At 57.2% G+C, this 13,910-nt stretch carries 10 protein-coding genes; 4 read left to right on the forward strand and 6 right to left on the reverse strand.

What is annotated here, in order from left to right; genetic code table 11:
• Window positions 1-313: 313 nt before the first annotated feature.
• The 4 genes from mobA to fdnG form a co-directional block, all read right to left on the reverse strand.
• Window positions 314-913, reverse strand: coding sequence for a molybdenum cofactor guanylyltransferase (mobA, locus tag AC6I1V_RS15080; RefSeq protein ID WP_302554381.1), 600 nt, complete (start codon window positions 911-913; stop codon window positions 314-316).
• 772 nt (window positions 914-1,685) lie between these two features.
• Window positions 1,686-2,165 carry a cytochrome c3 family protein gene (locus AC6I1V_RS15085; protein ID WP_302554380.1) on the reverse strand — a complete coding sequence of 160 codons (480 nt, stop codon included), beginning with the start codon at window positions 2,163-2,165 and terminating at the stop codon, window positions 1,686-1,688.
• 24 nt (window positions 2,166-2,189) lie between these two features.
• Window positions 2,190-2,894 carry a 4Fe-4S dicluster domain-containing protein gene (locus tag AC6I1V_RS15090; RefSeq protein WP_302554379.1) on the reverse strand — a complete coding sequence of 235 codons (705 nt, stop codon included), beginning with the start codon at window positions 2,892-2,894 and terminating at the stop codon, window positions 2,190-2,192.
• A 460-nt stretch (window positions 2,895-3,354) separates the two neighbouring features.
• Window positions 3,355-6,405 (reverse strand): formate dehydrogenase-N subunit alpha, encoded by a 3,051-nt coding sequence (gene fdnG, locus AC6I1V_RS15095; RefSeq protein WP_486854000.1) that lies wholly within the window; start codon window positions 6,403-6,405, stop codon window positions 3,355-3,357.
• 571 nt (window positions 6,406-6,976) lie between these two features.
• Here fdnG and thiM point away from each other — a divergent pair.
• The 4 genes from thiM to AC6I1V_RS15115 all read left to right on the forward strand — a co-directional run bounded on the left by thiM (window position 6,977) and on the right by AC6I1V_RS15115 (window position 10,779).
• Window positions 6,977-7,813, forward strand: coding sequence for a hydroxyethylthiazole kinase (gene thiM / locus AC6I1V_RS15100; protein WP_486854001.1), 837 nt, complete (start codon window positions 6,977-6,979; stop codon window positions 7,811-7,813).
• A gap of 644 nt (window positions 7,814-8,457) precedes the next feature.
• On the forward strand, window positions 8,458-9,369 hold the full coding sequence (locus AC6I1V_RS15105) for a formate dehydrogenase accessory protein FdhE (protein ID WP_486854002.1): 912 nt from the start codon (window positions 8,458-8,460) through the stop codon (window positions 9,367-9,369).
• A gap of 583 nt (window positions 9,370-9,952) precedes the next feature.
• Complete coding sequence (locus AC6I1V_RS15110; protein ID WP_302554178.1) at window positions 9,953-10,402, forward strand: methylglyoxal synthase; 450 nt, start codon at window positions 9,953-9,955, stop codon at window positions 10,400-10,402.
• 65 nt (window positions 10,403-10,467) lie between these two features.
• Window positions 10,468-10,779, forward strand: a complete 312-nt coding sequence (locus tag AC6I1V_RS15115) for a hypothetical protein (protein WP_497737168.1) — start codon at window positions 10,468-10,470, stop codon at window positions 10,777-10,779.
• 685 nt (window positions 10,780-11,464) lie between these two features.
• Here AC6I1V_RS15115 and AC6I1V_RS15120 read toward each other — a convergent pair.
• Together AC6I1V_RS15120 and gcvH are read right to left on the reverse strand one after the other, a co-directional pair.
• Entirely contained in the window at window positions 11,465-12,640 is a 1,176-nt protein-coding gene (locus AC6I1V_RS15120; RefSeq protein WP_486854003.1) for an AI-2E family transporter, read from the reverse strand.
• An 870-nt stretch (window positions 12,641-13,510) separates the two neighbouring features.
• Window positions 13,511-13,894 carry a glycine cleavage system protein GcvH gene (gcvH, locus tag AC6I1V_RS15125; protein ID WP_302554704.1) on the reverse strand — a complete coding sequence of 128 codons (384 nt, stop codon included), beginning with the start codon at window positions 13,892-13,894 and terminating at the stop codon, window positions 13,511-13,513.
• Window positions 13,895-13,910 lie beyond the last annotated feature (16 nt).

A 13,910-nucleotide genomic window follows, 5' to 3' on the forward strand; every position in this document is an offset into this window, starting at 1 on the left:
AAGGTATTTTGTCGGTTATTCCTTTGGAACTTCAAGGAAAAAAGCATCAACCGTTTTCTATGGCACGGCCTTTCCTGAAGGCGGCTATGCCCAAATTTTCAAACGTACCCAACGGCTCTCAAAAACAATTGTTGCGTTTTCTTCGCTCAGGTACAAACGGCGGTCGGCCCTTTACGCCAAACGGAGCCGGCCTGACGCCCGCATACGAAAGTCTTTGGGGTGGGAGAGGGGAGGTTTGGAGGGGAGAGGGAGGGACTTTCTCCAGAAAGTCCCTCCCTCTCCCCTCCAAGTCTTCTCTTCCTTCCGTCCGCCCCTACATCCCGTCCCTCCTCATCAGCTCCGCGAGGCGGCGGGCGATTTCAAAGTCGGCGGGATAGTTGATGTTGAAAAAGGGCAGGGCCTCCGAGCGCGAGTAGGGGACGTGGGTGCGCAGGGCTTCGGGGATGACCACGCTGAACTTGCGGACGCCCTGTTCCCACGCGGCGTCGAACCAAGGCAGGCACGCGGGTTCGTATACCGCGACCAGAGCTTCGATAAACCCCGTTTCCTCTTGCTGATACGTGGTCATGATGGTGCCGGGCAAACGGGTTTCCCGCGCATCGAGCAGGCGGCGAAGCGTCGGGCCGTCCATGAACGGCAGATCGCAGGAGAGAACCAGCAGGGGTTGCTGTAGGCGGCGCAGGGCCGAATAGACCCCGCCGAACGGCCCTTGGCGATCCACCTCGTCGGGGATGGCCTTGAAAGGGGCGGCGTCTTCGGGCGCGCGGCAGGAAACGAACACGCCGTCAGTGAAGCCGCCGAGCAGCTCCACCGTGCGCTCAAGCATGTCCTTGCCGTCGCCGTGAATCGAGAGGCGGAGCTTGTTCCGCCCCATGCGGGACGACAGGCCACCCGCCATGACTATTCCGTACACGATGTCTCCTCGGCGCTGCCTGCCAAGAAGGTGGGGATGCGCTGATATGTGACTCTGTGTATCATATTCTCGTCTGGAGGCAAAACGGTCGCGGAAAAAGGGCTGTCTCGTGATAAAAAGAACAAAAAGGGCTGGGCGAATTCTTTTTTTCAAAAAAAGTTTCTCTGGGCAAGGGACGGAATCGCCGCGGGGATGGAAACCGGCAAAGGGCGGCGGACGGTGTAAAGGTTTTTGAGGGCGGATATCGGCCTTTTCCGAGGCTGCGTCATAGAAAATGGTTGATGTTTTTTCTTATAAAAAGGCTGTATTTTCACCGTGTTGTGGAGATGGGCAACCACATGCCATGACAGGGCCTTTCTGAAAGGGCCTGCCGCAGAATATGCTTCTTTTCTCTCAGCAGTATATTGAAAATACAGATTTTTCTCAAATTTTCCGTTGGATGACCCAGATGCCCCACGGCTGAGGCATTTTATTGGTTATCCCTTTGGAATTTCAAAACATAAGGCATCAATCGCTTCCTGTGGCACAACCTTTTGAAAGGCTCTGTCATGGCATGTGGTTGTTTCATCTCCACAGTACGGTGGAAAACACAACCTTTTTTCCAGTGTTCCCATTGGCGGAATCTAGGGCTAAGGTATTTTTCCGGTTATTCCTTTGGAATTTTAAGGAAAAGGGCATCAACCATTTTCTAGGACACAGCCTCCTGAAACAAGGCGGCTTTCCACAAAAGGAAGCCGCCTTGTTCCATAAACGGGAACCCGCTATGACGGGGTTAGTTCAACGTCTTTTCAGCAACGGCCGGAGCCTTGGGATCCTTTTGAGCCTTTTCGTGACAGGGCAAGCAACCCTTCTGGAACCCTGTGTACTGCTTGCGCTTTTTCATGTGGCAGCCGTAACAGGAGTGATCGCTGTCCTTGGCGTGGAACGCCTTGAAGAGGCTTGGGGCAACGCCGTCGTCGCCACGGGGCACTGAATGGCATTCCTCGCTCGCGCCGCAGGTGACGTACTTGGCGTCGATATCGGAAGGCAGTGCATGGTGGCAGGTCTGGCAGCGGACGCGGCGATGCGACGAGTGGTTGAACACGACGTCCATCTTCTGCTTTCCGCCGGTGGCCTCAAGGATGATGGGGTTGCGGATGGCTTTGCCGACCTCCTTGATATCGCTGACGCCTTTGGGTTTTTCGTCATCATTGGCGAAAGCGGGGACACACAGGAGACAGGCCACGGCAAGGGTCAAAAGTTCCTTTCTCACGTTTACAACTCCGGGTGCTGAGGACTAAGCCACAGGTCGGCGCAGTTTCGCAAAAAGCTGGCGGCGCGTCATCGGGTCGGCGTCGTTCCGGGCGAATACGGCGAACTTGTGGTACAGATTGGGATCTTCTGCATACAAGTATATCACGTGAACAATGCCGTTGTCACCTAATACTGCATTGGGAAAACGTTCTTTAACTTCCGCAAGCCGCTGTTCGGCGAGGTTTTCCATGTCTTCCCGTTCTCCGAAATTCATGCATCCGGTGGGGCAGGACAGGACGCACGCGGGGAGCATGCCCTGATGCACCCGGTCGTTGCAGAAGTCGCACTTGTGGATCTGCTTCGTTTCCGGGTCGATACGCGGGATGTCATAGGGGCAGGCTTCGCGCACGGCCTGTCCGTCGAGCTGGGCGGTCAGGGGCGTGAACAGCACCGCGCCCGTGTTTTCGTCCTGCACGATGGCGCCGTCGATGGTCGAAGCGGTCATGCACGGGGCCAGCTCGCAATGGCGGCATTGTTCAGGGAAGAACAACATACGAAAGTCCTTTCCCTTGCCCACTTCGCGCATGTGTACGGTTTTGTAGGTCACGCTGGACAGATCCGGCGGGTTGGTGTGTCCGCCGCGGTTGGTCGTTTCCTCGGCGGGCAGGTTTTTCCACTGCTTGCACGCGATCTGGCATCCGCGGCAGCCCGTGCAGCGCGTCAGGTCGACAAAAAAGGCTTTCGCCATGATGGACTCCTTTATCGGGGGAAGGGAGGAGGGAAAAGATTGGAGGGGGGAAGGGGAACCCTTCTGGAGAAGGGCTTCCCCTTCCCCCCTCCAAACCTCCCCCTTTCCCCTCCTAAGACTTTTATAAACGGGGCGGGCGGCGTTTGGGGCGGCCCGGCGGGTTTCCCTCGGCGGGGGTCCCCCGGAGCCGCTGTTTTTTGTTACGTGGTGGAAGGGCCGTTGCAAACGGTAATGGCTTTTCCGCCCGGCAAAATTTTTGCCATGAACATTTTTTCGGTTGCCCGGAGGGAGATTTACTAGGGAACCTTTGCCTTTCAGCCGTCCAGTCAACGCGGCTCCCGCCGCGCCGCCTCCCCACCAGTCAAAGTTTTTGCGGATGGGGAGCGAGCCGTTCGGCAGGTTTGGGGGAGGGGGCTTTTTACAAAAAGTTCCCTCCCCCGGTTTCCCCATCCCCTTAAGACTACTCCGGCAAATCCTGATCAGGCATCTTCTCAATGTTGACCATGAAGGCCTTGGATTCCGGTATGGCGGAGTTTGGGTCGCCCACGGCTGCGGTGAGAAGGTTCGCGCTGTCGCCGCCACGCTTGGGCACCAGCCAGCCGAAGTGCCACGGAAGGCCGATCATATGCACGGTCTTGCCGTTGGCGTTCATGGGCTGGAAGCGGTTGGTCACGATGGCCTTGGCAAGCAGGCTGCCGCGCGCGCTGCTGACGCGCACCACGTCGCCGTTGCCGATGCCGCGCTTCTTGGCAAGTTCGGGATCAAGCTCCGCGAAGACCTGCGGTTCGGCTTCCACCAGCCACGAGCAGCGGCGGGTCATGAGGCCCGTCTGCCAATGCTCGGTGACGCGGTAGGTCGTGCCGATGAACGGGAAGCGCTCGTCAGCCACCGCCAGCACTTCGCCGATGGCCTTGAAAGCCACGGGGTTGCTGCGCTGCGCCGAGAAGGCGTGCTTCTCGAAGGGCGATTCCATCGGTTCGTAGAACTCAGGGAGCGGCCCGTCTTCGCGGCCCGGCCCGAAGAGCGCGCCCTGGCCGTCCTTCTGCATGATGAAGGGGTATTTGGTGCCGGGATCGCCGCCGCCGTCCACCACGTCGCCGACCCATTTGCCGTCACGCCACTGGATGACCGGCTTGTCCGGGTTCCACGGGCGGCCCTGCTTGTCCACGGAGGCGCGGTTGTAGATGATGCGGCGGTTCATGGGCCACGCATAAGACCAGTTCGGGAACAGGCCGATTTTTTCCTGCTCCGGCGTCTGCGTCTTGTCGCGGCGGGCCATCATGTTGCCTTCTTCCGTCCACGAGCCCGCATGCAGCCAGTTGCCGCTGGCGGTGGAGCCGTCGGCCTGCAGCATGGCGAAGGCGGGAACCTGCTGCCCGGCCTTGTACTGCCTGCCGCCGATGGTCACGTCGCGCAGGAAGTAGCCGTTCATGACCTTGGCGGTGTTGGCGGGAGAGAACTCATGCCCTTCCATCCACTTGTCGATGCCGAGGCCAAGGATCGGTTCGGGGAAGGCGCCGCCCTGCTCCTGATAGAGCTTGCGGATGGCGAGCATCATTTCGACCATGATGTCGCCGTCGGGCTTGGTTTCGCCGTAACGGTCGGGGCCGGCATAGCGCCACTGCATCCAGCGGCCTGAGTTGGCGATGGAGCCTTCCTTTTCGATGGACGTGCAGCAGGGCAGGAAGAAGACTTCCGTGGCGATCTTGGTCGGATCATTGCCGGGGCCGCGCCAGAACGAACCGGTTTCGTTGTCGAACAGGTTGACGTTCACCAGCCACTTGAGCTTTTCCATGGCCTTGCGGCTTTTGTTGGCGTTCGGGCCGGAGCAGGCTGGGTTCATGCCCCACGCGAACAGGCCGTCGAGCTTGCCTTCGTTCATGCGGTCGAAGATGGACATCCACATGTAGTCGGTCCGCTTCTTGTCGGCGTCAAGGCGCGGGACATAGCTGTAGGCCACGTCGGGCGTCACGCCGGGATAAAGCGACATGAGGTAGCTCGCCACATACTTGGGCCGGTTGCCCCACCAGTTCACGCTCTTGGGATCGCTGGTCTTGGGCGTGGTGGCGTTGTAGTCCGCGAGGGTCGTCAGCGTGGAGGTCGGCACGGGCAGGTAGCCGGGCCAGACGTCCGCGAGCAGGGCCTGGTCGGTGGAACCCTGCACGTTGGATTCGCCGCGCAGCGCGTTGACGCCGCCGCCCGCCACGCCGATGTTGCCGAGCAGGAGCTGGATGATGGACATGGCGCGGATGTTCTGCACGCCCACGCTCTTCTGAGTCCAGCCCATCGCGTACATGATGGTCCCGGCCTTGTCGGGCGCACCGGTGGACGCGAAGGCCTCATAGACGCGAAGGAGGTCTTCCTTGGGCGTGCCGGTGGTTTCGGATACCTTGTCGAGCGTGTAGCGGCTGTAGTGCTTCTTGAGAAGCTGGAATACGCAGCGCGGGTGCGAGAGCGTTTCGTCGCGCACGGGGACGCCCTTGGCGTCCATGTCGAACGCCCACGTTTTTTTGTCGTAGCTCTTCTTGTCGGCGTCGAAGCCGGAGAAGAGGCCGTCGCTGAACCCGAACCGCTCGCCGACGACCGTGGGGCCGTTGGTGCTGTCGACGACGTATTGTTTGAAGTATTTGCCGTTGCTCAGGATATGGTTGATCATCCCGCCGAGGAAGGCGATGTCCGTGCCCACGCGGAGCTGGACATAGAAGTCGGCCTTGCTCGAAGAGTGGGTGAAGCGCGGGTCTACGCTGATGACCTTCGCGCCCTTGTCCTGAGCCTTGAGCACCCATTTGAAGGAAATGGGATGGTTTTCGGCAGGATTGCTGCCCATGATGAGGATACAGTCACTGTTCGCCAAATCGTTCCAGTGATTCGTCATTGCGCCGCGTCCGAACGACTCTGCCAGAGCCGTAACAGTGGCGCTGTGTCAGAGGCGCGCCTGGTGTTCGATATACACCAGGCCGAGGCTGCGGAGGATGGACTGATAGGCCCAGCACTCCTCGTTGTCCATAGCGGCGGAACCGAACGAAGCCATGGCTTCGGTGCGGTTGACGATCTGCCCCTTGCCGTTCTTTTCCGTGAACGACTTGTCGCGGCTTTCCTTGACGCGCTTGGCGATTTCCTCCATCGCCCATTCCCAGTCCACCTCTTTCCATTCGGTGGCGTAGGGGGCGCGGTAGAGGGGCTTCTTGGGGCGCTGGTCATTGACGGTGAGCTGCCAGGTGGAAGCCCCCTTTGGGCAGAGGGAGCCTTCATTGATCGGGTGATCGGGATCGCCCTCGACGTTGATGGCGCGGCCCTTGCCCAGCGGGTTGCCGGACGTGCTCGTGCTGACGATGAGCCCGCAGCCCACGGCGCAGTAACAGCAGATGGAAGTGGTCTGTTTCGTCCACTTGAGTTTGAATTCCTTGGCCTGCGCAAAAGCGGGGCGCAAGTTGAACCCAAGCCCGGAAACGGCGCCTGCCAGCGCGGCCCCAAGGCCGAACTTCAAAAAGCCTCGGCGTGATACGCTCATGGTGATCCTCCCGGTATTGGGCGGAACCGGTGGCTCCGCCGCAGGAATGCCGATATATGCTTGACTGAGCATATATAGTTTAAATCATTGTATGATTTGGTTACGGATACCCTACTGCTAGTCCAGCGTGGGCCTTGTGTCAATCCTGTTTCGGGGAAAAAGGCGCTTGTGGAAATATTCCTTTGCAAAGCGGAAAAGAAGATGAAGGAAAAGGCGGTGTTCCCATAAAAAGGGGGTATCCCGCAGAAGGCGATGGTTCCCCTGCAGTGAACCAATTCAAGGCGCACCGGTCAGGATGTCGCCGCCAACAGGGATGGCCGGAGGGCCAAGCCCCGGATATTGCTGGTTGCGCGGGGGGAGAGAGTGGCATAGACATGATGGGCAAATCATGGGATGCCTTGCGTCTGAGGCAGGGTTTTTGCCGTAGGGAAAGCACTGAAAAAGGGTGGGGCGGCCGTTTTCCGCCGTATGGGCTGGAGTCTGGAGCCGGTTGCCGGGCTCTGGCGAAAACGGCCCCGTATGGCTGGGCCGCGTGAGGACATCCCGCCGTTGGGGAAAGGAAGGCTGAAAGATGAATCCCTTTGAGAAGGTACTGAGCGCCGTGCGGCAAAAAAGGCCGCTGGTGCATTTTATTACCAATTATGTTACAGTCAATGATTGCGCCAACATAACGCTGGCTTTGGGAGGTTCGCCCATCATGGCCGATGATCTGCGTGAAGTGGAACAGATCGTCGGGCATTGTTCCGCGCTGGTGCTGAACATGGGGACGCTCAGCGAGCGGACGTTGCAATCCATGCTGGCGGCGGGGAAGGAAGCCAACAGGCTGGGCCGCCCCGTGGTATTTGATCCCGTGGGCGTGGGGGCTTCACGTTTTCGTAATGAAACCGCAGAAATGCTGCTCCATGAAGTCCGTTTTGACGTCATCAAGGGGAATAGTTCGGAAATCGCGTATCTGGCGGAAGGGAGCGGCACAACCAAGGGGGTGGACGCGAACCTTGACGCCCTGAGTACGGAAGGCAATCTGAACCGGCACGCGGATCGTGCCCGGAAGGTCAGCGCCCGGACAGGCGCGGTCATCGTGATCAGCGGCCCCATCGATATTGTTGCGGACAGCCATGAGGCATGGGCCATCCGTAACGGGCACCCCATGATGGCCAAGATTACCGGGACGGGTTGCATGTCGGCTGGGATCATCGGCTGCTGCGTGGGGGCGAACCCGCAAGCTCTCCTGTCGTCCTGCGCCTGCGCCATGTCGGTTATGGGGGTCTGCGGGGAGCTGGCGTATGAGAGGCTGCTCCCCGTGGAAGGTGGTTCGGGCACATACCGTGTCTTTCTGATGGACGCCGTAAGCAGGCTGGACGGCGTGACGCTGACCCGCAGGAGCAGGGCGGAACGGCTGCGGATCTGAGGCTTCGCAGGACTGGAAGGCCCGCTTCGTACCCGGTCGTACCCGGAGGGGGAAAACGTCCCTGTGAGAACAGAAAGGTCTTATTCCAAACAGGGCTGTAAACAACCGGTTCCAAAACGTCCCTGTGAGAACAGAAAGGTCAACTTCTGCACCCGCTTCGTACACTGAGGGGAGAGCGGGGGCGTATGCCCGCCGCCTTCATGCGGGGAACCTTGGGGGGGGAATCGGGTTTTGCCGTATGTGGGGCTCCTCACTCCGATAGGCGATGAGCCCCCAACCACCTTTGCTATGGGGAGTTTCTTCAAGGAATACTTGAACGGGAGGAAAGGAACCCTTTGCCGCAGGGATGGGGTTTTCCGGTGTGCGTGAGGCGTGGCCACCGGCCATGACGGTTCACTTTCCAGCGTGCAGTTTTTCCGGTGTGAGTAAGGCGTGGCCCTGCGTGTGGGCCAACGGTGTCGGCTGGACGGGCGTGGGAAGCTCCGATGAGGCGATTTCGGCCTTTGGATACGGCAGGGTGCCAAAACGTCTTGCGCTGGCCCTGTTGGGCCGTTATGGATGGAACCGATCAACGGCGGGTGCCCCCCTTGGCTCTCGCCCTTATTCTTGAGGCGTCGGCCCTGTGCCCGCGCACGGGAGGATAGATGGAAGCGTCGAAGAGCGACAGTTTGGTGAAGAAGTTCGCTGCCCTTGAAAATAAGACGTGGTTCCCGCAGGAACTTTTGGAACTCGTAAAGGCCGTATGCCGCCTGCAGGGTGAGGTGAAGGCTTCGTTGGCGGTTTCCGTCGATCCGGCATTGGTTTGCGGCGATCTGGAGCACCGGCAGGGCGCGCCGTTGCTGGCGAGGGAGCAATTCCCCGTCGATGCGGCGGGGGCTGAAAAGCTTTTCCGCGCTATCCTGGAAGTGGCGGAATCCCTGCCGCAGCTCCGCACGACTTCCCAGCTTGTCCGGGATAAGCTGATCCGGGGCGACATCCGGCCGGAAGAGCTGTTCCGCGCCTACATGCTGGAAAACGCCGACCCCTTTGAGGCATGGGCCAAGGAAGCGCCCGACGCGCCCAACCTGCTGCCGTTCCTTGTGTACAACGGCATGGAGCCGTGGCTTGAAGCGGCGGGGGAAGCGCTTTCCGCCGCCTATCCGCAGAGCGACGTTTGGCAGCACGGGCACTGTCCGGTATGCGGGAGCCCGGCGTTTATCGGGCATTTGAGCGGCCCGGAACCGTCACGCAACGAGGGCCGGGACATCAACAAGGGTGGAAAGCGGCTGCATACGTGTTCGTACTGCCGGACGACGTTCCGGGCCAAGCGTATCCAGTGCCCGTTTTGCCTTGAGGAAGATGCCAAGAAACTGGACTACTTCACGGCGGAAAACGAGCCGGGCTATCAGGTCCATGTTTGCCGCTCGTGCAAGAGTTACATCAAAATAACTGACTTCCGCGAATTTTTCGGCCGGGAGAGCATCCCCGCGCTGGACGATCTCGAATCCCTTCCCCTCGACATCGCCGCCCAGAACGAAGACTTCCACCGGGTTGCGCCTTCGGAATGGGGGCTGTAAGCCACACCTATGCAAATAAGGCCGTACCGCCTGTTCCGCAAAACGGATTGGCCGCAGCCACACGCGCACAAATAGGGGATGATCCCACGCATCCCTTTGAGCCTCGTGCAGCTTTAGGATGCGGGGCGTACCTTGTGGAAAAGTATCCGTTATGGGATGGATATTGTCATTTTTTCATATAATCAGGCGGCCTAGCTCCATTATTGCGGGGATGGGCCGTTTTTTGAGGGGCACGTCAAACCGGGTGATAGGCGGAGACATTCGCTGTTGCAATGAAAACAATATTTCAACCATATGAAATTCAAAATGAATTTTTAGAAAATCATCAAAGGGGCGAATGCCGCGATAGGCGTCGCGCCGGAACGGGAAGGCGCGAGCTCATCGAAGGCCCACAACAGGAGCCGATGCGCCTCCATCCTGGCCAGATCATTTTTAACCGAGCGAAGGCCGGCGGCATCACGGAAACCTTTTTCTTGACTCCGTCCGCGCCTCTCGTATCCTTTTGCGGGAACGCACGCGCCGTTTCGGAACAGGCGGGGGGGCGGGCGTTGTTCTTGCTATCCTCTTTCCCAAAGGAGCTTCCATGAATATCGCGCTGGTGGCGCACGACAACTGCAAAAAGGATTTGGTCCGGTGGGCGCGGGAGCACGTCAATGAGCTGAAAGGACATCGCCTGACCTGTACGGGGACGACCGGACGCCTCATAGACGCGGCGTTGCGCGAGCTGCTTGGTGACGAAAGCCCATCGACTCCCGTGGAATGTTTGAAATCCGGGCCGCTCGGAGGCGATCAGCAGATGGGTTCCCGTATCGCGGAAGGCAAGATTGACGCCCTGATTTTCTTCTGGGATCCGATGTTGGCCCAGCCGCATGACGTGGACGTCAAGGCTCTGCTGCGTATTTCCAATCTGTATAACATCCCCACGGCTTGTAACGTTGCCACAGCGAACTGCCTTGTCTCGTCGCCTGCCTTCTTACAGGAACATCAATCGACATACGATTTTTCCGAATATACCGAGCGTTCGCTTCGTTAGGGCGGGATTTCCTTGGGGCGGTGCGGGCCGCCGCTTCCCGTGAGGCGTCTTAGAGGGGGTTCCCTGTGAGGCGCCTTGTCTTTTGGGGGACGTTGCTTTTGTGGAAGGCCTTGTCATGGTATAAGGTTGTTTTGTTTCAGCAAGATGCTGAAAATAGATGCTTTTTATTCAATTTTTCCGCTGGTGGGCTCCATGATTGGGGAATTTTATTGGCTATTTCTTTGGAATTTCAAGAAATAAAGCATCAGCCGTTTTTATGGCACAGCGTTGTGGAAGACAGGATAGGGCGGATGGGCTGGCCCTCCCCTCAGGTACCTCCCGCTGTACGGCTAGGTTGGCGGTTGCGGACAGCCCATCTCAATGCCGAATATTTTTAGGGCGGCTCTGACATTCCCCTTTGTGGATCGTATGATCCATTAACATATAGAGATATATGAAAATAATAAAAAATATAGAATATGACATTCTTATATTATCTCATAATCTTAATGATTATGTTAATTTATATACCTATTCCTTTGCTTAACTATACGGCAATACATACCTTTCAACATAACAAACTCCTTTGCCTTTCATGCCCCGCCTGTGCAAAAGCAGTTCCCACTATGCAACGGCGTGGAGAGCCAAATTTAGAGTTAGGTTATACATCCTTATGAAAATTTTTTAGGTTTTGTCGTCGTGTTACATATAATTATATGAAATTATTGGAAATATTTTTTTGCGACTTAAAAATAGCTAAATAGTTTCAATAGATTATATCTGATTGACGACACGACCTAAGGCTGTGTCATAGAAAATGGCTGATGCTTTTTCATTGAACTTCCAAAGGGATAACCGAATCAAATGTCTGGCTATGGATTCCGTCAAGGGGAAAATCGGGGAAAAAGGCTGCATAGCCACCGCCTTGTGGAGATGGAACAACCATATACTATAACAGAGCCTTTCTCAAAAACGACAGGCCCACGCTCACCATGAGGGGCCTGTCGTTTTTTGGGGGGCTGGTGGGCAGCGCATACCGCCAAGATTTTGGGTCAGGCGGCGGGAGTCCCGTTTTCGGGAGGGTTACCGTTGCCTACGGGATTTACGCGATGCCTTGTTTTTCTTTGTTGGTAATGATGGTTGGCTGTCCGGTTGCCGCTTGGCGGGGACAAAGACGGGTACGGGGGAAGCGGCAGGGGAGGCCAGCGCGTCTGCCCCGAACTCCGCAATGAAAATTTGCCAGACGGTCACGAACAGTACGGCGAGCGTGGGCCCCGTGACGAAACCGTCCATGCCGAAAAAGACAAATCCCCCCAACGTGGACAGCAGCACGAGGAAGTCCGGCAGCTTGGTGTCCCGGCCGACAAGCAGCGGGCGGAGAATATTGTCGGCGAGGCCGATCACGGTGGAGCCGTATACCAGCAGGATGCCGCCGTCCCAGTAATTGCCCGTAAGCAAAAGGTAGACGGCCACGGGCCCCCAGACGAGCGCCGCGCCCACAACCGGGATCAGCGCCAGTGCCGTCATGACCACGCCCCATAGGAGCGCCGCGTGGATGTCGAGGAACCAGAAGATGACCCCACCGAGCGCGCCTTGCGCTGCGGCGACGAGGAGGCTGCCTTTCACCGTCGCCCGCGTGACTTCGGCAAACTTGCGGAAAAGCAGCTTTTCGCGGTGATCCCCGAAGGGCAGGGCCTTGATGAGGAGTTCCTGGATCTTGGTGCCGTCCATGAGCAGGAAGAACGCAATGTAGAGGACGAGCGCCAAGTTGGTCAGGAATCCCAAGGTGTTCTCGCCCAAGGTAACGGTATTTTTGGCGAGGAAGCTGCTGGCGGAAAGGGCCGCTCTGGTCAGGAGGCTTTTGATGCGTTCAAGATCGTACCCGGCGTAGTGGAGCCAGTCTTGAAGGAACGGATAGGAATCTTTGATCCGGTCGATGTAACCGACAAAGGAATTTTGATCGGCGTGCAGCCTTTGGTAGAGGAGGGTTGCCTCGACAATGCAGTTATAGAGGATGTACGAGAGAGGAATGATGATGAGGACGAGGCAGAGAAGAATAGTTATGAGTGATGAGAGGATACGTCCCATACGCCATTTTTCGGAAATGGTTCTGTAGACGGGATGGAAAAGGATGCCGATTGTCGCCGCCCAAAAAATGACGTCGAAGAAGGGCAGCATCATCCAGAGAAAAAGGGCCGTAACCCCGATAAGCAGGGCCAGAAAGGAGCAGTCTTCCGTTTTCCGATTGGCTGTCAGCATAATCTCACAAGGGTTGGGGTGAATGGGGCGGGCGGAAAAGCCGTCCGTACGGAGGGGAAACCGATGTATTTTTCTTTATTGCTGGCAAGAGGTCAATCCGTGAAACGGCAATGCGCGTTGCAGGGGCCCCGGCGCAAATCCCGTTCGGAAACAAGGAAGGCTTTGTATAGTTTATGGTTGTTTTATCTTCACAGTATGGTGAAAATACAGCCTTTTTCTCCGGTTTTCCTCTTGGCGGGAGCCACGGCTAAGGCATTTTTCCGGTTATCCCTTTGGAATTTCAAGAAAAAAACATCAACCATTTTCTATAACACAGCCATGAGGAAAGGCTGTGTACCGGGTATAGCTATTCTCGTAATGTGACAATAGTTGCCATTCAAAAGCCCTATTAGGAATCTGGTTTGTGTATGCGGAAGGGATACCGTTTGTTCATTATTTTTGTCTCAGCAGGTACGTGATTCATATCTTTTGCGCATCCTCTGGATCGGCGGAGCGGGATAAAGGCTTTGGCTGCGTCTTCCCCTCTACAATAAACAATAAAATGGCGCATGATGGACTCAGAGTCCAGTGATACCTTCAGTGTCGGCAGAGTTGCCTCCGTTTCCTTTGCAAAAGGCTGTGCCCCAGAAAATGGTTGATGCTTTTTTCCTCGAAATTCCAAAGGGATAACCAGAAAAACGCCTCGGCTATGGATTCAGCCAAGGGGAAAACTGGAGAAAAAGGCTGTCTTTTCACCGTGCTGTGGAGATGAAACAACCACACACTATGACAAAACCTTTTCAGTACGCCTGACAACAAAGGGGATGGGAAAGATTCCCATCCCCTTTCTGTGAAGAGGCCAAGCCGAGAGCAGTCGGATTTCCGGCCCGTTCAGCCGACAAGCTTGGCGTAGTCTGCGGCGGAGATGCGCCCGCCCTCATCGGCGTTGTCGGGTTTGATGCGGACGAGCCAGCCTTTACCATAGGGATCGTCATTGAGGAGTTCTGGGGTATCGGCGAGGCTGTCGTTGATTGCTGCGATTTCGCCGGAGATAGGGCTGATCGCGTCGGAGGTGATTTTGACAGACTCGATGGAGGCGCAGGAGACGCCCTGTTTGAAATGGTCGCCCACGGCGGGGAGGTCCACGAAGATGATGCCGCCGAGTTGATCTTGCGCGTAGTCGGTGATGCCCACAAGCATGGTGCCGTCGGCTTCGGGCTTGGCCCACAAGTGTTCGGCGTGGTACGTGCGGTCGTCGGGATAGGTAAGGCTCATCGCTTTTCTCCTTTGA

Source organism: Bilophila sp. T19-St14, assembly GCF_059728385.1.

What these genes read in the sequence shown, in the direction of transcription:
- AC6I1V_RS15090 (WP_302554379.1), bottom strand. Translation starts at nt 2,894, where the DNA reads ATGGCGAAAGCCTTTTTTGTCGACCTGACGCGCTGCACGGGCTGCCGC.
- thiM (WP_486854001.1), top strand. Translation starts at nt 6,977, where the DNA reads ATGAATCCCTTTGAGAAGGTACTGAGCGCCGTGCGGCAAAAAAGGCCG.
- AC6I1V_RS15105 (WP_486854002.1), top strand. Translation starts at nt 8,458, where the DNA reads ATGGAAGCGTCGAAGAGCGACAGTTTGGTGAAGAAGTTCGCTGCCCTT.
- AC6I1V_RS15110 (WP_302554178.1), top strand. Translation starts at nt 9,953, where the DNA reads ATGAATATCGCGCTGGTGGCGCACGACAACTGCAAAAAGGATTTGGTC.
- AC6I1V_RS15120 (WP_486854003.1), bottom strand. Translation starts at nt 12,640, where the DNA reads ATGCTGACAGCCAATCGGAAAACGGAAGACTGCTCCTTTCTGGCCCTG.
- gcvH (WP_302554704.1), bottom strand. Translation starts at nt 13,894, where the DNA reads ATGAGCCTTACCTATCCCGACGACCGCACGTACCACGCCGAACACTTG.